General features: G+C 64.2%; 14 protein-coding genes. 7 read left to right on the top strand and 7 right to left on the bottom strand.

Annotated elements, in window-relative coordinates; translation table 11 throughout:
- Positions 1-254: 254 nt before the first annotated feature.
- The 5 genes from fahA to IVA92_RS07660 all read right to left on the bottom strand — a co-directional run bounded on the left by fahA (position 255) and on the right by IVA92_RS07660 (position 5,912).
- Positions 255-1,526, bottom strand: a complete 1,272-nt coding sequence (gene fahA, locus IVA92_RS07680) for a fumarylacetoacetase (protein WP_247278666.1) — start codon at positions 1,524-1,526, stop codon at positions 255-257.
- 210 nt (positions 1,527-1,736) lie between these two features.
- Positions 1,737-3,083 carry a homogentisate 1,2-dioxygenase gene (hmgA, locus tag IVA92_RS07675; RefSeq protein ID WP_247278665.1) on the bottom strand — a complete coding sequence of 449 codons (1,347 nt, stop codon included), beginning with the start codon at positions 3,081-3,083 and terminating at the stop codon, positions 1,737-1,739.
- 2 nt (positions 3,084-3,085) lie between these two features.
- The gene (locus IVA92_RS07670; protein ID WP_247278664.1) at positions 3,086-4,042 is read right to left on the bottom strand and encodes an MBL fold metallo-hydrolase; all 957 of its coding nucleotides are present in this window, start codon (positions 4,040-4,042) and stop codon (positions 3,086-3,088) included.
- Positions 4,043-4,066: 24 nt separating this feature from the next.
- On the bottom strand, positions 4,067-4,291 hold the full coding sequence (locus IVA92_RS07665) for a DUF2783 domain-containing protein (RefSeq protein ID WP_131874472.1): 225 nt from the start codon (positions 4,289-4,291) through the stop codon (positions 4,067-4,069).
- Positions 4,292-4,298: 7 nt separating this feature from the next.
- Entirely contained in the window at positions 4,299-5,912 is a 1,614-nt protein-coding gene (locus IVA92_RS07660) for an FAD-dependent oxidoreductase (protein ID WP_247278663.1), read from the bottom strand.
- A 109-nt stretch (positions 5,913-6,021) separates the two neighbouring features.
- Between IVA92_RS07660 and IVA92_RS07655 the strand changes: the two genes are divergently transcribed.
- Positions 6,022-6,564 carry a MarR family transcriptional regulator gene (locus IVA92_RS07655; RefSeq protein WP_247278662.1) on the top strand — a complete coding sequence of 181 codons (543 nt, stop codon included), beginning with the start codon at positions 6,022-6,024 and terminating at the stop codon, positions 6,562-6,564.
- A gap of 58 nt (positions 6,565-6,622) precedes the next feature.
- Here the strand turns inward: IVA92_RS07655 and IVA92_RS07650 are convergent, their stop codons facing one another.
- Positions 6,623-7,429 carry an N-acyl homoserine lactonase family protein gene (locus IVA92_RS07650; protein WP_247278661.1) on the bottom strand — a complete coding sequence of 269 codons (807 nt, stop codon included), beginning with the start codon at positions 7,427-7,429 and terminating at the stop codon, positions 6,623-6,625.
- A 374-nt stretch (positions 7,430-7,803) separates the two neighbouring features.
- Here IVA92_RS07650 and IVA92_RS07645 point away from each other — a divergent pair, with 374 nt between their 5' ends.
- The 5 genes from IVA92_RS07645 (at position 7,804) to IVA92_RS07625 (ending at position 14,685) form a co-directional block, all read left to right on the top strand.
- On the top strand, positions 7,804-9,327 hold the full coding sequence (locus IVA92_RS07645) for a caspase family protein (protein WP_247278660.1): 1,524 nt from the start codon (positions 7,804-7,806) through the stop codon (positions 9,325-9,327).
- Between the two features lie 144 nt (positions 9,328-9,471).
- Positions 9,472-10,143: an OmpA family protein gene (locus IVA92_RS07640; RefSeq protein WP_247278659.1), complete on the top strand. Its 672-nt coding sequence runs from the start codon at positions 9,472-9,474 to the stop codon at positions 10,141-10,143.
- A gap of 158 nt (positions 10,144-10,301) precedes the next feature.
- Positions 10,302-11,231, top strand: coding sequence for an efflux RND transporter periplasmic adaptor subunit (locus tag IVA92_RS07635; RefSeq protein ID WP_247278658.1), 930 nt, complete (start codon positions 10,302-10,304; stop codon positions 11,229-11,231).
- A complete protein-coding gene (locus tag IVA92_RS07630) occupies positions 11,231-14,380 on the top strand; it encodes an efflux RND transporter permease subunit (protein ID WP_247278657.1) in 3,150 nt (1,049 codons plus the stop codon). The genes IVA92_RS07635 and IVA92_RS07630 overlap by 1 nt, the downstream gene beginning before the upstream one ends.
- Before the next feature lie 65 nt (positions 14,381-14,445).
- Positions 14,446-14,685 carry a DUF433 domain-containing protein gene (locus IVA92_RS07625; protein WP_247278656.1) on the top strand — a complete coding sequence of 80 codons (240 nt, stop codon included), beginning with the start codon at positions 14,446-14,448 and terminating at the stop codon, positions 14,683-14,685.
- 364 nt (positions 14,686-15,049) lie between these two features.
- On the opposite strand, the gene IVA92_RS07620 is transcribed toward IVA92_RS07625, so the two are convergent.
- On the bottom strand, positions 15,050-15,724 hold the full coding sequence (locus IVA92_RS07620) for a Crp/Fnr family transcriptional regulator (protein ID WP_247278655.1): 675 nt from the start codon (positions 15,722-15,724) through the stop codon (positions 15,050-15,052).
- Between the two features lie 233 nt (positions 15,725-15,957).
- Between IVA92_RS07620 and IVA92_RS07615 the strand changes: the two genes are divergently transcribed.
- A complete protein-coding gene (locus IVA92_RS07615) occupies positions 15,958-18,009 on the top strand; it encodes an AsmA family protein (RefSeq protein WP_247278654.1) in 2,052 nt (683 codons plus the stop codon).
- The last annotated feature ends 50 nt before the right edge of the window (positions 18,010-18,059 follow it).

Genomic DNA, 18,059 nt, shown 5'->3' with positions numbered 1-18,059 from the left:
AACCACAGACCCCATCAGGCCTTGGCAGGACAAACTCCCAAGGCCTTCGCCGCTACCAAGACCACCGCGATCCAATCAGCGAATTATTGAACATCGACAATTGCGAGGAGCCCTTGCGACGAAGCAATCCAGACTGCCGCCATGGAAAGATTCTGGATTGCTTCGCGGAGCCTGTCATCGGGCCGCGCTTCGCGCGGACCCGTTGGCTCGCAATGACGGAGAATGTGGATAGAGCCTCGCGCCACGCTCCCCAGTTATTCCGCCGCCAGAATCGTCCCCTCCACTTCGCCAAACCCCACGCGATAGCCATTGCCCTGGCACCAACCGCGCATGACGAGAGAATCGCCGTCCTCCAGGAAGGAGCGTTTGGCGCCGCCGGGCAATTCCACGGGCTCGGTGCCGTTCCAGCTGATTTCCAAGAGGCTGCCGCGCTGGTTCTTCTCCGGGCCGGAGATGGTGCCGCTCCCAAGGAGATCGCCGACGTTCATGGCGCAACCGCTGGAGGCGTGGTGCATGAGCTGCTGCACCGACGACCAGTACATGTACTTGAAATTGGTGCGGCTGATGCTGGCGGGGGCGTTGGCACCGGCGGTGCGCAAGGACACGTCGAGCGCGATGTCGTAGTTCTGCGGCTTGCTCTGCTTGAGATAATCGAGCGGCGCCGGCTCCTGCTCCGGCCCCTTCAGCCGGAATGGCTCCAACGCTTCGCGCGTCACGACCCATGGGCTGATCGAGGTTGCGAATGCTTTTGCCAGGAACGGGCCAAGCGGCACATATTCCCATTGCTGGATATCGCGCGCGCTCCAGTCGTTGAGCAGCACGAACCCGAAGATCATCTCCTCGGCCTGGCTCTCGGTGAGCATGCCGCCCATCGGCGACGGCTGGCCAACGACGACGCCCATCTCCAGCTCGAAGTCGAGCCGCTTGCACGGCGCGAAGCTCGGCAAGTCCACATTCGGCGGCTTCAGCTGCCCCCGCGGGCGCTTCACCTTCGTGCCTGACACCACGACGGTCGAGGCTCGGCCATTATAAGCGATCGGCATATGTAGCCAGTTCGGCTGGAGCGCATTGTCCTTGCCACGGAACATCACGCCGACATTCGTGGCGTGCTCCTTGGAGGAATAGAAGTCGGTGTAGCCGGAGACGGTGAAGGGCAGATGCAGTTTTGCATCGCGCATCGGCACGAGCGCCTGCTTGCGCAGCTCCTCGTTGTCGCGCAGCTCCGGATGATCGTGGCGCAGGAGCTCACTGATCCGCGCCCGCGTCTTGGACCAGACGTTTGGTCCCAGCGCCATGAACGGATTGAGCGAGGCTCCGGAGAACACGCCGAGTGGACTGATATCGAGCCGCGAGTCCTGCTCGAGCTCCCAGAGATCGAGCACGTAGTTGCCGATCGCGACGCCCACGCGCGGCGTCGGATTGGCCGCAGTCGAGAACACACCATACGGCAGGTTCTGGATCGGAAAGTCCGAGGCGGGCTCGATGTCGATAAAGGAGCGGAGGCTGGGTTCGTTGGGGTGAGGCATAGGTTTTCCGTGGCGCAGCGGTGACGGTGTCACCCTCCCCTGGAGGGGGAGGGTCGGCTCATATTGAGCGCAGCGAAATATGAGACGGGGTGGGGTGATCTCTCAACACGGGCGGTGTTCCTTGCGGAGAGACCGTCACCCCACCCCGCTACGCATTCCGCTTCGCTGCATGCGTAGCGACCCTCCCCCTCCAGGGGAGGGTAAGAGGCATTACGGCGTGTTCGGATCGAACCGCTTCTCCAGGCCCTTCCAGCAATCGGCGTAATCGTCCTGGAGCGTCGACGACTTCGCCGCATGCGCAGTGACGCGCTGCGGGTAGCGGGTTTCGAACATGAAGGCCATGGTGCCGGTCAGCTTCACGGGTTTCAGCTCGCCGTTGCTGGCGTGCTCGAAGGCGTCGCGATCCGGCCCGTGCGGCAGCATGCAATTGTGCAGGCTGATGCCGCCGGGGACGAAGCCTTGCGGCTTGGCATCGTAGACGCCGTAGATCAGCCCCATGAATTCGCTCATGATGTTCATGTGATACCAGGGCGGGCGGAAGGTGTTCTCGGCGATCATCCAGCGCTCGGGGAAGATCACGAAGTCGATATTCGCGGTGCCCGCGGTCTCGGATGGTGAGGTCAGCACCGTGAAGATCGAGGGGTCGGGATGGTCGAAGCTGATCGCGCCTACGGGAGAGAACGTGCGCAGATCGTACTTGTACGGCGCGTAATTGCCGTGCCAGGCCACGACGTCGATCGGCGAATGGGCGAGCTGCGTCTTGAACAGCGAGCCGCCCCATTTCACGTAGAGCTCGGTCGGCGTGTCCTTGTCCTCGTAGTTTGCGACCGGCGTGAGGAAGTCGCGCGCATTGGCGAGGCAGTTGGCGCCGATCGGGCCGCGCTCCGGCAGTGTGAAAGCGCCGCCATAGTTCTCGCAGAGATAGCCGCGCGCCGGACCGTTCGGGATCTCGACGCGGAACTTGACGCCGCGCGGGATCACCACGATCTCGCCGGGCTCGGCATCGATGCAGCCAAACTCGGTGACGATACGCAGATTGCCCTGCTGAAGTACGAACATCAGCTCGCCGTCGGCATCATAGAAGTGCTGGTCCACCATCGACTTGGTGATGAGGTAGACATGCGCCGCCATGCCGGCCTGCGTGTTGACGTCGCCGGCGGTCGTCATGGTCTGCACGCCCTGCAGGAAGGTCATCTCCTCCTGCGGAATCGGTGCCGGATCCCAGCGCAGCTGCGCGATCGGCAGATCGTATTCATGGCACGGCGCCGAGCGCCACAGCCCGGCATCGATCTTCTCGAAGCGGCCGGAATGCTTCACCGACGGACGAATGCGATAAAGCCAGGAGCGCTCATTGCTGCCGCGGGGCGCCGTGAAGGGCGAGCCGGAGAGCTGCTCGGCATAGAGCCCGTAGGCGCAGCGCTGCGGCGAATTACGTCCAATCGGCAGCGCGCCCGGCAGCGCCTCGGTCTCAAAGCTGTTGCCGAAGCCGGACATGTAGCCCGGCGTCACCTGCGCGGAACTGCGGATGATCTGATCGGGCGAGGTGTTGATGTTCATGACTATCCTCCTCCTTGCAGCGCTGCCCACATTTCCTGGTCGCGCTTGTCGGTCCAGATCACAGGATCGTCGATTCCCGACGCTTCGTCATAGGCGCGCGACACGTTGAACGGCAGGCAGTGCTCGTAGATGGCGAAGCTCGAAAATTTCGGATCCATCACCTCGCGCGTCGCCGCCATCGTCTCCTTCAGCGTGCGCCCCTTGGCGACGGAGATCTCCGCGGCCCCATAAAGCGTTGTGACGAAATCACGCGTCATCGCGATGGCCTCGCGCACGGTGGCTGTGCCCTTCAGGGCATCACCGCGGCCCGGCGCGATCGCCTTGGGATTGAAGTTGCGGATCTCGTTCAGCGTCAGCGGCCATTCGCGCAAATGCGCATCACCGCAATAGCAGGCCGAGTGATATTCGATGAGATCGCCGGAAAACATCACCTCGGCGTCCGGCACCCAGGCGACGATGTCGCCGGAGGTGTGGCCGGCACCTAACTGGATCAGGCGCACCTCGCGTTTGCCGAGATAGATCGACATCTCGCCCTCGAAGGTCAGGGTCGGCCAGGTCAGGCCTGGAATGCTCTGCGCATCCTGGAACAGGCGCGGGAAGCGGCCGTATTCGGAATCCCAATCCTGCTTGCCGCGCTCTTCGATCAGCCGATAGGTCTCCTGCGAGGCGACGATGCCTTGCGCCTTGTAGGCGGAGGCGCCAAGCACGCGCACCGCGTGATAGTGCGACAGCACGACATATTTGATCGGCTTGTCGGTCACGGTGCGCACGCGCTCGATCACCTTGTTCGCCATTGCGGGCGTCGCCTGCGCATCGAACACGAGACAGCCGTCGTCGCCGACGATGATTGCGGTGTTGGGATCGCCCTCGGCGGTGAACGCATAGAGATCGGTACCGATCTCGGAGAAGGTGATCTTCTTCTCGGAGAGATCGCCGGTGGATGCGAAGTTCTTCGCCATCAATTCGTCCTTCAAGTCACTGGGTTATTGTTGTTGCTGTTGTTGCTGCTGGCCGTCGATCATGCGCCGCTTTGCAAGCCCGATCGCCTCCCGCAGCACGTCGATGTCGCCGATATGGTTGGCGAGGATCAGCACCAGCGCCGCGTCGAAATCGGCACTCTGCTCGTCGGTGAGCCCGCGATGGGCCTCGACGATGGCGCGAAAGGCATCGTCGGGGCGCGCGAAGTTGGAACTGGTGGAGAGCGGCATCAGAACCTCAATACAAGCCTTCGGCCCGCGCCAGCGCCGCCGCGATCATCGCACGCGTCGGGCGGCGGAAGCGCGCCGCGACATAACCGTCAGGCCTCAGCAGATAGGCGGCGCCCGGCTCGGCGCCGTAGCGTTTCGCGACCAGGCCCGAGGGATCGGCAAGTCCGCCCTCATCTCCAATGCGGATGCCCTTGATGCCATCGGGCACATCGGTCGGCGCGCCATTGCTGAACGACAGCAAGGTGAAGTCCGTTCCACCCTTGCGGAAGGCATCCGTCAGATAGATCTGCTCGCCGGCGCGCGTTGCGACGGGCGCGTCGAGCATGGAACAGCCGGGCGACGGTCCGCCGTGCCACGTATCCGCATCGAGCGAGGACAGCGGGGAGTCGTAGCTGCACGGCACCGAGAGCCGGCCGCCATTGACCATGCGCTTGCCGAACTCGGTCTCCTTGGCGAGCGACAGCACCGCCTTGCGCAGCCGCGCTTCCTGGTGCGAGTTCGGCGCCATGAAATCGGTCGAGCGGGTGGATTCGCGGATGTTCTCGTCAGCCGCCATGCTGCGCTCGGCATGATAGCTCTCGAGCAGGCTCGCGGGCGAAGTCCCGCGCAGCACACGGTCGAGCTTCCAGGAGAGATTCTCGGCGTCCTCGAGTCCCGAGTTCGCGCCGCGTGCGCCGAAGGGCGAGACCTGGTGAGCGGAATCGCCGGCAAAAATCACGCGGCCGTGGATGAACCGGTCCATCCGCCGGCATTGAAATTTATACAGCGAGATCCACTCGAACTCGAACTTGTCGTGCCCGAGCATGCGCGCGATGCGCGGCCGCACGTTTTCCGGCTTCTTCTCGACGACGGGATCGGCGTCGCGATTGAGCTGGAGATCGATGCGCCAGACATCATCAGGCTGCCGGTGCAAGAGCGCCGAACGTCCGGCATGGAACGGCGGATCGAACCAGAACCAGCGTTCAGTCGGGAATTCCGCGGTCATCTTGACGTCGGCAATCAGGAACTGGTCCTCGAACACCTGTCCCGCGAATTCGGCGCCGACCATCTGCCGCAGCGAGGAGCGCGCGCCGTCGCAGGCAATGACATATTGCGCGTGCAGCCGATAGGCGCCCTCGGGCGTTTCGATCGTCAGCGCGACGGCATCGTTGCGCTGCTCCAGCGCCGTCACCTTGTTGCGCCAGCGCAGGTCGATCGCAGGCAGATCCTGGATACGATCGACCAGATAGGCTTCGGCGTAATATTGCTGAAGGTTGATGAAAGCCGGCCGCTTGTGACCGTCCTCGGGCAGCAGGTTGAACTGATAGAGCTGCGACTCGCCGTGGAAGATCCGGCCGACGCTCCAGACCACGCCCTTCTCGACCATGCGGTCGCCGACTCCGAGCCGGTCCCAATATTCCAGCGAACGCTTGGAGAAGCAGATCGCGCGCGAGCCTTCGCCGATACGATCGGCATCATCAAGAAGAACGACGCGCTGGCCGCGTTGGGCAAGGTCTATCGCCAGCGACAGCCCGACCGGACCCGCACCGACGACCACGACCGGATGCGCGGCCGGGTCCTGGCCCGAACGATCCTGATCGGGGTGGCGTTGGTAGCCGAACTGGGATTTGGCGTGCGCCATGCACTAACCTCGGCTCTGGTCAGGAGAGGACTGATCTGCTAGATAGTCTCACGTGCAACTATTTTGGACCGGAGCCGGCCGGCCGTCAACCGAATTCGGAGCGCTCTGCTTGGCAAGGACATCCAGTGACATCGCGCTGAGGACACGCGAAGCCGAAGAGGCTTCATCGCGGCCAAAGCCTCGGCTCGATCTGTTCAAGTTCGTGCCGTTCCGCCTCAACCGGCTCGCCGCGGAGGTGAGTTCCGCGCTCGCGGTGGAATATCAGGAACGGCATGGCCTCGATATTCCGGCGTGGCGCGTGATCGCCACGCTCGGCTTTCGCAACGATGCCTGTAGCGCGCAATTCATCTCGCAATGCACCCGCACGCACAAATCGACCATCAGCCGTGCGGTGACGACGCTGCTGCAGCAGGGCTTGATCGAGCGGGTCGAGAACGAAGCCGATCGCCGCGAATTTCGCCTGCAACTGACGAAGAAGGGCCGCGCGCTCTATGAAGAGCTGTTCCCGCAATTGCTGCGACGGGAAGACGAGATCCTCGCCTGCCTTTCCGCGCAGGAGCGCAAGCAGCTCTCGGCTTTGCTCGGCAAGATCGAAGAGAGCCTCGACCTGATCCAGACCAGCGAAGAGGCGGACGCCAAGCAGGCGTATTAGGCGATGCTGTCATTCCGGGGCGCCGCGACAGCGGCGAACCCGGAATGACGCTACCGCGTCACTTCGCAAACGATCTCGTCGGCGGCAGGTGCAGCGCCCAGGCATCGATCTTGTCGCTGGCGCGTGGATAGATCTCCGTCACGATCGGATCATGACCGGGAATGAATCGATCAGGGTGACCGGCGAGGCGCTCGATCGTCTCCCAGCCTTGCGCCATGTCGCCGACATTGTAGACGATCGGGAATGGGCTCTTGCGCTGAAGATTGGCGTAGTAATGCGCGGCATCGGACGCCAGCACCACCGGTCCGCGCGCGGTCTCGACCCTGACGACCTGCAAGCCGTCGGAATGGCCGCCGACCCGATGCACGGTCACGCCGGGCGCGACCTCGCCGTCGCCCGAATAAAACGTAACGCGCTCGCCATAGACATGGCGCACCATCTGCGTGACGTGCTCGACCGAGAACGGATGGCGCAAGAGGCCATTGCACATGCAGCGGCCGGTCGCGTAAGCCATCTCGCGCTCCTGGAGATGGAAGCGCGCATGCGGGAAGCGATCGAGATTGCCGGCATGGTCGTAATGCAGATGCGTCACGATGACATCGCGAATCGCGGCCGCGGCGACACCAAAGCGCTCCAGCGCGTCAACAGGATTGAGCGTCAGCTTGCGTGCCCGCGCGCTCGCCTCCTCGGCGTTGAAGCCGGTATCGACCAGGATGTCGCGGTCGCCGCCGCGGATCAGCCAGACGAAGTAATCGAGGTCCTGTGCCGCGCTGTCATGCGGGTCGGGCACGAGGAAGTTCATGTGAGGAGTGCGCGGCGACATCGTCGCATAGCGCAGTGCGTAGATCTCGTAGACGTTTCCCATGCCTCTGCTCTTTGTTTTTTTCTGAGTGGACCTGCGGGACGAGCCGGCGCACCAAGCCATTGTCCGCAGCAAAGGTCAAACACCTGGGGTTGCGACGGCCGCGGTCCTGCAATGTGAGAGCAATCACATTTTCGTCGCCCTGGCTGCCCTAACATCCCGCAGATAGGATCGCACCAGATGCATCGAGCACAACCATGACAGCCCCCTTTATTCCACTCGAAGCGTGCCTATGCCTTTGGGTCGATCGTCGCAATAAAGCCGAATGTCCAAGCGGTTGACGCCCCCTGTCCCCGGTTTGATAATGCCTAAAGCGTAAGTTAAGGTCGCCGCGGCGCAAGCTGGAACGGCGCCTTTTTGGCTGGACCGCGCTGATTATGAAAATTCGCTTCCTTTTTCTGCTGCCCCTGCTCATCTCGCTTATCCCGACTGCTCCGACGCTTGCGGCTGGCGACCGCTTTGCGCTGGTGATCGGCAACGCCAAATATCCGGATGCGGATGCCCCGTTGAAGGAACCGATAAACGATGCGCGCGACGTCGCCGACGAGCTCAAGCGCGACGGCTTTTCCGTCGAGATCGGCGAGAACCTGACCGGCGACGGCATGCGCCGCGCCTTCGAGAAGCTCTACGGTAAGATCAAGCCGGGTTCGGTGGCGCTGGTGTTCTTCAGCGGGTTCGGCATCCAGTCCGCGCGTCAAAGCTATTTGCTGCCGGTCGATGCGCAGATCTGGACCGAATCCGACGTGCGCCGCGACGGTTTCAGCCTGGAGAGCGTGCTTGGCGAGCTCAACACCCGCGGTGCCGGTGTCAAGATCGCGCTGATCGATGCCTCCAGGCGCAACCCGTTCGAGCGCCGGTTCCGCAGCTTCTCGGCCGGCCTGACCCCGGTCATCGCGCCGAATGGCACCCTGGTGATGTATTCGGCGGCGCTGGCCTCGGTGGTCTCGGATGCCGGCGGCGAGCACAGCCTGTTCGTCCAGGAGCTGCTGAAGGAAATTCGCGTCCCCGACCTAATGGCCGAGGAGACGCTGAACCGCACCAAGATGGGCGTTACCCGCGCCTCGCGCGGCGAGCAGGTTCCATGGATATCCTCTTCATTGGCTGAAGATTTCTCGTTCATTCCGGGGGCCGGCGGATCGCGGCCGTCGACGACGCCACCACCGGCGCCGCCGGCCGTGGTCGCCAACAACCCGCCGCCGGCATCACCCGCGCCGCCGACACCGCCTCCGCCGACGAAGCCGGCCGACACGGTTGCGGCGCCTGCACCACCCCCTCCTTCTGCACCGGCACCCTCGCCGAAGCCGCAGGTCGAGGCCGCCCTGCCGCCACCGCCGCCGCCCGCGAAGCCGGCTGATCCCGCTCCCGCGCCGAACGCGGACGGCGGGCCGAGCCCCGCCGTCCTGGCTGACGACCCCACGATCAAGAGCCTGACAGCCAAGATTGCCGCCAATCCGGACGACGTGAACGCGCTGTACCGGCGCGGCCAGGTCTATGCCAGCAAGGGCGCCTACAACCTCGCCATCAAGGATTTCGACGATACGCTCCGCATCAACGCGAAGGACGTCGAGGCGCTGAACAACCGCTGCTGGACCCGCGCCGTGGTCGGCGACCTTCAGGGCGCACTCAAGGATTGCAACGAGGCGCTGCGGCTGCGGCCGAACTTCGTCGATGCGTTGGACAGCCGCGGGCTCGTCAACCTGAAATCGGGAGCGGTCAAGAACGCCATCGCCGATTTCGACGCGGCCCTGAAGATCAATCCCCGCCTGACCTCCTCGCTCTACGGACGCGGCCTTGCCAAGCAGCGCAACGGCTCCGCCCAGGAAGGTGCGCTCGACATCGCCAATGCCAAGGCGATGGATCCGAACATCGTTCAGGAATTCGCAAGTTACGGAGTGCGTTGATATTTTTTTGAGTTGAGGGAAGACGCGCCTCGAACCTTGAACAGCCCAGGGAAGACTAATGGGCGGATGCCGCAAGGGGGCTTTCCCGAGGGCTTATTGCAGGAATTTGGAAACGCGCGAGCTGGCCGCGCAGGAGGGACTGCTATGAGATTGGCTGCAAAGGGACTTACCGCGATCCTGTCCATCATCACCATCGGCGCCGCTCTGTCGCTGCCGGCTTCGCCCGCCGTCGCGGGCGACGAAAGCAACAGCAAGAACGTCACCGAGGACGAGATCGTCCGCGCGCTCGCGCCGCCGGCAAAGAAGCCTTTGACGCGCGGCCTCTCGATCGCTCCGCAGGCCGATCCCGCGCCGAACGCGGCGGAGACCAAGCTGATCCAGTCCGTGCGTGGCCGCTCGACGCGTTCGCTGTCGTCGACCGAGCGCGAGGAAATCGCCTCGGTCGCCAAGGACAAGCCGAACATCGATCTCGAGATCACGTTCGACTACAACTCCGCCAATATCAGCGCCAAGTCCATGCCGTCCGTGCAGGCGCTCGGCCGGGCGCTGACGAGCCCCGACCTCAAGGGCTCGACCTTCGTGGTCGCCGGTCACACCGATGCCGCAGGCGGCGAAGCCTACAACCAGGACTTGTCGGAGCGCCGCGCCGATTCGATTAAGCGCTACCTCGTCGACAAGTACGGCATCTCCGCGACCGACCTCGTCACCGTCGGCTACGGCAAGAGCAAGCTGAAGGATCCGAACCAGCCGATGGCGGAGGTCAACCGCCGCGTGCAGGTCGTCAACATGGAAAACAAGACCACCGCATCCAAGTAAGCACGACGCAATCCTTTGCAGTGACAAGTCGTGATGTGGTGTAACGTCTCGCTTCCAGGGCGCGTCCCGCAGCCTTGCGGGACGCCACTTTATTTCAGGGAAACGCTCTCGATAGGCCTCGTACGGACGGCCGTGAGCCAGGCCAGGATGATCCGGCGATGAACCTTTCCGAATATCTCAAGCCGGCGGGAACGGTGGTGTTCGTCGTGGCGCTCGGCCTCGGCTATTATCTGTTTGAGCATCGGCATCGCCCTGAGGCGAAGGAAACGCCGGGCGAGGCGCTCGTCATCGTGACGAAGTCGACCAATGCCTGCTTCTCCGATCTCGTGCGGGTGACCGGCTTCTTCGTGCCGCGCCGCGAGGCCGTGGTCGTGGCCGACCAGGAAGGCTCTCGGGTTACGGACCTCTTCGTCACCGAAGGCACTGTTGTCACCGATAATCAGGAACTGGCCCGCCTGACCGCGCCGCCGCAGATCCCGGGCCAACCGCAGCGGCCCGGCCCGCAAGGCCCGATCTCGCTGAAGGCGCCCGCGCCGGGCCTCATCACCGAGGTCCGCACCATCGTCGGCGCGCCGGCCTCGCCGCAGGCCGGGCCGATGTTCCGCATCGCCGTCAACAGCGAGATCGAGCTCGACGCCCAGGTCCCGGCGGTTCACATGCCCAAGCTCAGCTCCGGCGCGACCGTGCGCATCAGCCGCGACGACGCGCCCGATCTGATCGGCCGGGTCCGGCTGGTTGCGCCCGAAATCGACCGCACGACCCAGCTCGGGCGCGTCCGCATCAGCGTCACCAACAATCCCTCGCTGAAGGTCGGCGTATTCGCCCGCGCCTCGATCGATGCCAAGCGAAGCTGCGGCGTCTCGATTCCCAAGACCGCGATCGACCATCTCACCGTGCAAGTCGTCAAGGGCAACATTGTCGAGACGCGCAAGGTGCGGGTCGGACTATCGTCCGACAGCGCGACGGAAATCCTGGAAGGGCTCGAGGTCGGCGAAATCGTTGTCGCCGACGCCGGCTCTTCGCTCCATGATGGCGACCAGATCAAAACCATGTTCGCCGATGAACTCGATCGCACGCGGGTACGCTGATGGCTCTCAATATCTCGGCATGGTCGATCCGCAATCCGTTGCCGTCGGTCGTCTTCTCGATCATCCTCCTGATCCTCGGCTGGACCTCCTTCACCAAGCTTGCGGTGACGCGGCTGCCGTCGGCCGACATTCCCGTGATCTCGGTCGCCGTATCGCAATTCGGCGCTGCGCCTGCCGAGCTGGAATCCCAGGTTACCAAGACGGTTGAAGACGCCGTCTCCGGCGTCGAGGGCGTGCGGCACATCACCTCCTCGATCACCGACGGCCTGTCGGTCACCACGATCCAGTTCGCGCTGGAGACCAACACGGACCGCGCGCTCAACGACGTCAAGGACGCGGTGACGCGCGTGCGCTCCAACCTGCCGCAGAACGTCACTGAGCCGCTGATCCAGCGCGTCGACGTCATCGGCCTGCCGATTGTCACCTATGCCGCGATCTCGCCCGGCAAGACGCCCGAGCAGCTCTCCTATTTCGTCGACGACGTGGTCAAGCGCGCGCTGCAGGGTGTGCGCGGCGTCGCCCAGGTCGAGCGCATCGGCGGTGTCGAGCGCGAGATCCTGGTTTCGCTCGACCCCGATCGATTGCAAGCGATGGGGCTGACGGCGGTCAATGTCAGCCAGAGCCTGCGCGGCACCAATGTCGACGTCGCCGGCGGCCGCGCCGAGATCGGCAAGAACGACCAGGCCATCCGCACGCTCGCCGGCGCCAAGACGCTGGGCGATCTTGCCGGCACAATGATCCCGCTGTTCGGCGGCGGCGAGGTCCGGCTCGACGATCTTGGCACCGTCACCGACACCATTGCCGACCGTCGCACCTTCGCCCGCTTCAACGGCGAGCCGGTGGTCGCGCTCGGCATCAAGCGCTCCAAGGGCGCCAGCGACGTGAAGGTAGCCGAGGCCGTGCAAAAGCGCATCGACGCGCTGAAGGCCTCCTATCCCGACGTCGATCTGAAGCTGATCGACACCTCGGTCGAATATACCAAGGGCAATTACCACGCTGCGATCTCGACCCTGTTCGAAGGCGCCATCCTCGCCGTCGTCATTGTGCTCCTGTTCCTGCGCGACCTGCGCGCGACCATCATCGCCGCGATTTCGCTGCCGTTGTCGATCTTCCCGGCGTTCTGGGCGATGGACCTGCTCGGCTTCTCGCTGAACCTCGTCAGCTTTCTCGCCATCACGCTGTCGACGGGTATTCTGGTCGACGACGCCATCGTCGAGATCGAGAATATCGTCCGGCACATGAACATGGGCAAGTCGCCCTACCGTGCCGCGCTGGAGGCCGCCGACGAGATCGGCCTCGCGGTGATCGCGATCTCGCTGACCATCATCGCGATCTTCGCACCCGCGAGCTTCATGTCGGGCATCGCCGGACAGTTCTTCAAGCAGTTCGGCATTACCGTTTCGGTCCAAGTATTCTTCTCGCTGCTCGCGGCCCGCTTCGTCACCCCGGTGCTAGCCGCCTACTTTCTCAAGCACCACACGCATGTGGAGCCGCCGCCCGGTCGCATCTTGCGGTCCTACCATGGGATCGTGGCCTGGTCGGTGAAGCACTATTTTATCACGGTGCTGATCGGGCTCGGCGTCTTCGCCGCCTCGATCTGGAGCATCACGCTGCTGCCGCAAGGCTTCCTGCCGGCGCAGGACAGCGCCCGCTCGCTGCTTGCCCTCGAGCTGCCGCCTGGCACTCAGCTCGCCTACACCGAAAAGGTCACCGAGGACATCGTCGCGCGGCTGCGCAAGCGGCCCGAGGTGAAGAGCATCTTCGTCGACGGCGGGCGCGTCCCGCCGGGCACTCAGGAAGTCCGGCGCGCCGCTCTGATCATCAACTACACGCCCAAGGACAGCCGCGACATTACCCAGCGCGAGCTCGAGTTCTCGATCAGCCAGGAGCTGGAGAACGTTCCCGACATCCGCTTCTGGTTCCTCGACGAGAACGGCCTGCGCGCGATCTCGCTGGTGGTGACCGGTGTGGATCCCAACATCGTCAACAACGTCGCGAGCGAGCTTGCGACGCAGATGAAGCGCATTCCCACCATCTCCAACGTGATCTCGGAAACCTCGCTGGAGCGACCCGAGCTGCGCATCGAGCCGCGCGCCGATCTCGCCGCGCGGCTCGGCGTCTCGACCGAAAGCCTGTCGCAGACCATCCGCGTCGCCACCATCGGCGACGTCGGGCCTGCACTCGCCAAGTTCGACGTCGGCGACCGCCTGGTGCCGATCCGCGTTCAGCTCGAAGACGCCGCGCGCGGCAATCTGAAGACGCTCGAGCAGCTCCGTGTCCCGCTCGGGGAGCACGGCGAGAAGGGCGGCGTGCCGCTCTCGGTCATCGCCGACGTCAAGCTCGACCAAGGCCCCACCAGCATCAACCGCTACGACCGCGAGCGGCAGGCGACCGTTGCGGCCGATCTCGTCGGCTCCGCCGCGCTCGGCGATGCCACCAAGAAGATCTACGACCTGCCGGTGATGAAGAGTCTGCCGAAAGGCGTGAAAGTCTCACCCTCCGGCGACGCCGAAAGCCTGAACGAGCTGTCCGACGGTTTTGCGACCGCGATCACGGCCGGCCTGATGATGGTCTACGCCGTGCTGGTGCTGCTGTTCGGCACTTTCCTCCAGCCGATTACCATCCTGTTCTCGCTGCCGCTCTCGATCGGCGGTGCGATCGCCGCCTTGCTCGTCACCGGCAAGCAGCTCACCACCCCGGTGTGGATCGGCATCCTGATGCTGATGGGGATCGTCACCAAGAACGCAATCATGCTGGTGGAGTTCGCCATCGAAGCCATTCGCACCGGCAAGCCGCGCGAGGAGGCCATGATCGACGCCGGCATGAAGCGCGCCCGCCCCATCGTGATGACCACGATCGCAATGGCCGCGGGCATGATGCCGAGCGCGCTCGCGGTCGGCGCCGGCGGCGAGTTCCGCTCACCGATGGCGCTCGCGGTGATCGGTGGCCTGATCTTCTCGACCATCCTGTCGCTGGTGTTCGTGCCTGCGATGTTCATGGTGATGGACGATTTCGGCGCACTGATCTGGCGCTTCGCCAAGCGATTGATCGTGCACAGCGAGGACGCGATGGCTCCCGGTCATCACGGAGCAGCGCCGGCGGAAGCGGCGCCGACGCCGAAGAACATCGCGCGCCCAGCGGCGGAGTGAAATCCCGGCGAGCAAACCAGGGCGGCACACTGGCGAACGGCGCCTCCAGGCGCTATGTTAGCCCCATGACTTTCTCGCGTATCACGATCGATCCTGCGGTCTGCACCGGCAAGCCCTGTATTCGCGGGATGCGATTTCCGGTCGCACGGCTGCTCGGCTTGTTGGCTGCCGGCGAAACACGTGAATCCGTGTTGAACGACTACCCGTATCTCGAACGTGGAGACATCGACGAAGCGTTGCGCTACGCGGCCTTCCTTGCTGAGGATGAATCCGTCGAGCTGCACCCCGCTGTTACGGCGAAGTGAAATTCATCATCGACATGCCCCTCTCGCCCTTACTTGTCGCACTGGCTGACAGAGATGGGGCATGATGCGGTGCATGCTTCCGCGATAGGCTTTCATTCTGCAAGCGATGTGGAGATCATCGATCGTGCCAGACAGGAGGATCGCACGATCATCACGGCGGATCTCGACTGCCCTCGCCTGATCGCGACTGCGGGAAGTGACAGCCCAAGTCTCATTCTATTCCGAGGGGGCGACTGGACGGAAGCGGCCGTCCGGGCCCGATTGGCGGAGGTTTTATCTGCCCTGCCTGAGAACGAAATCCAGGATAGCATCATCACGATCAACCGGAACGTGTGCGTCGGCGCAGACTCCCGATCGCTTGATTCTACTCGTTCCGTGCGATCGCGGTCAGCTTTGTCATGTTCCTCAGCAATATCCGGCCGCGCTGGAGATCGAGGATTGCCTCCTTGCGCCAGGCCTGAAGCTGGCGGTTGACACTTTCACGGGCGGCGCCGACGAAGACGCCGAGCTGCTCCTGCGAGATGTGCACCTCCGAGCCGAAATCGGCGGCGAGCGCGCAGAGCCGCCGCGCCAGCCGGACCGGCAGCGGTTGCAGCATGGATTCCTCCATGCGCTCGCTCTGCCAGCGGATGCGCTGGCAGAGCAGCGCGATGATCTTGATCGCGACCTTCGGCTCGCGCTCGAGGAAACCGAGGAAATCCTCGCGCCGCAGCACGAACAATTCGCTCGCCTCGCCCGCGGTCGCATCGGCCGTGCGGCTCTGGCCGTCCAGCACCGCGACCTCACCGAACAGGTCGCCCGGCCCCATGAAGTTCAGCGTCAGCCGGCTGCCGTCGGAGGCGCCGGTCTCGATGCGGACCTGGCCGCGGCGCACGCCGAACAGCGCGTCTCCTGGATCGCCCTTCTGAAACAGCACCTCGCCGCTCGCCAGATGCTGGGTGTGGCAGAGACCGGACAGCCGCTGGAGTTCGTCCGCGCCGAGGTCAGCGAACATCGCGTTCATCTTCAGGATGACCGCAAATTCGGCCTGCTTGCTCATTTCAATGTCCTTGTCAATTTACTCGTGAATGACTTTGGCAAATCGCTTGGAACCATCAGCGTAGGATGGCGTAAAACCGCGCCGGAGAAGTGTGGCATAAGTCACATAACTTTGCAGCACCTCCCGACTATTTTTGCGCGCTTGGAGCCGCTTCCCGTCCCGGGATAAACTCACGTGCAAATGACGGTAATCTGCTGGGTTCGCCGCCGATTGTCCGTCGCTGGGAAGTCGACATGAGAGCTATGAAGTTCGTCGGCGCGACAATAGCCGCCGTCATCATCGTGATCGCAATCCTTCTGGTGGTCGGAATCCCCTCCGGCTTCCTGACCTCGACGATTGCCGCGCGGGTCGAGAGCGCGACCGGCTATCGCCTGTCGATCGACGGCACCACGAAGATCAGCCTGTGGCCGACGCTGAACGTCACCCTGGGCGACCTCACGCTGCAAGACCCGAAGGACCGCAGCGGCATCACGCGCCTGACGGTCGACAGCGTGCAGGCCGACATGTCGCTCTCCAGCGTGTGGTCGGGCCAGCCTGAGATCAGCGAGCTCGTCGTCACCCATCCCGTGCTTTACCAGCCGCTGCTGCGTGAGCGCCTGCCGAATGCCGGCACCGCGTCGAAGCCGCTCGCGCTCGACACGAATAGCGCGACCATCGATCGCGTCAAGATCACCGATGGCGAGATTGCATTCGCGCGCGTGCGCGATCGCGTCGAGGGCCGCATCAGCGCCATCAACGCCGAGGCGATCGTTGGTGGCGATCGCAAAGTCAACATCACCGGCACCGCGCGCGTCGGCGAACATCCGACCAAGTTCGACATCAAGGGGACCACGCCGACGGCGGCGGGCGACCGGCCGACGATCCCGGTCGACTTCGCCATCGACATGCCTGACGTGCTGAAGTCCCAGCTCGCAGGTCACGCCGAGATCCGGCTGAGCGGCGACATCGTGATGATCAACGGCCTGAACGGCAGGCTCGGCGACAGCCCCTTCAACGGCTGGGCTTCGGTCGACATCGCGAGCAAGCCGCTGGTCAAGGTCGATCTCGACTTCCAGCGGCTCGCGATTCCGCTGGCGAAATCGCCGGAGGGCGCGGCCGGGCAGCCCTGGAGCAGTGCGCCGATCGACGTCTCCGGGCTTAATTATGTCGACGCGCAAGTCAGGATCTCGGCGAACGAAGCCGTGATCGGTGATGCGCGGCTTTCGCCGCTCGCGCTCGATGCAAAACTCGCCGGCGGTGTGCTGAAGGCCGGCACCGCCAATCTCGGCGCCTATGGCGGCCAGGTCTCGGGCGAGATGATCCTGGACGCGACCACCGGCGCGCCGAGCTTCGCCATGCATTCCGACCTCGTCGGCGTGCGCGCGCTGCCGCTGCTCCAGGGGCTTGCCGAATTCGACCGCATCGACGGCAAGCTGCAGGCCAAGCTCGCTTTGCGCAGCGCCGGCACCAGCCAGCGCGCGCTGATGGCGAACATGCAGGGCACGGCCTTCGTCAATTTCCAGGACGGCGCGATCCGCGGCATCAACGTTGCGCAGATGATCCGCTCGCTGACCACGGGCACGCTGTCCGGCTGGCAACAAGACCAGGACCCCAGCCGGGACCAGAGCACGGACCTGTCGCAGCTCTCGGCCTCCTTCCGCATCGACAAGGGCCAGGCGGTGACGACCGATCTCAATCTGATCGGGCCGCTGGTGCGCGTCACCGGCGCCGGCACCATCGCCCTTGACACCAAGATGATGGGCTTCCGCGTCGAGCCCAAGCTCATGATGACGACCGAGGGTCAGGGCCGTACCTCCGATCCGGTCGGCTTCGGCATCCCCGTGATGATCCAGGGCACCTGGTCGCAGCCGCGGATCTATCCCGACATGGCCGGCGTGCTCGACAATCCGGATGCCGCCTATGCCAAGCTGCGCGAGATGGGCAAGGGCCTGTTCGGCCCCGATGGCGCTGGGCTTGGCAATATCCTGGGCGGCCTGGGGTTGGGCGGCACTGCACCGGGCGGTGGCAACGCGACCAGCAATGCCAATCCACAAGGTTCGCAGCCGGGACAGAACAATCTGCTCGGCGGTCCCCTGGGCGAAGCCATCGGCAATCTGATCCAGCAGGGGCTTTCCAGCGGCGCCGGGGCCGGCGCTGGCACCGGCCGCAGCCGCAGCCTGCCGGCGCCGCCACCCACGCCTGCGCCACAGGCCTCGCCTGCCGCCCCCGCCCTGGAGGACCCGCCGGTGGTACAGCAGGACAGTCAGCCAATGAACGACGTGCTGCGGCAGCTCTTCAATCGATGATTGGCGGACCCGCGCACTGGGCTCCACAGCGAGGAAGCCGCTGCAATTCA

The sequence above is a fragment of the Bradyrhizobium sp. 154 genome (assembly GCF_023073875.1).
Classification (GTDB): Bacteria; Pseudomonadota; Alphaproteobacteria; order Rhizobiales; family Xanthobacteraceae; genus Bradyrhizobium.
This window is presented reverse-complemented; position numbering and strand designations above follow the sequence as displayed.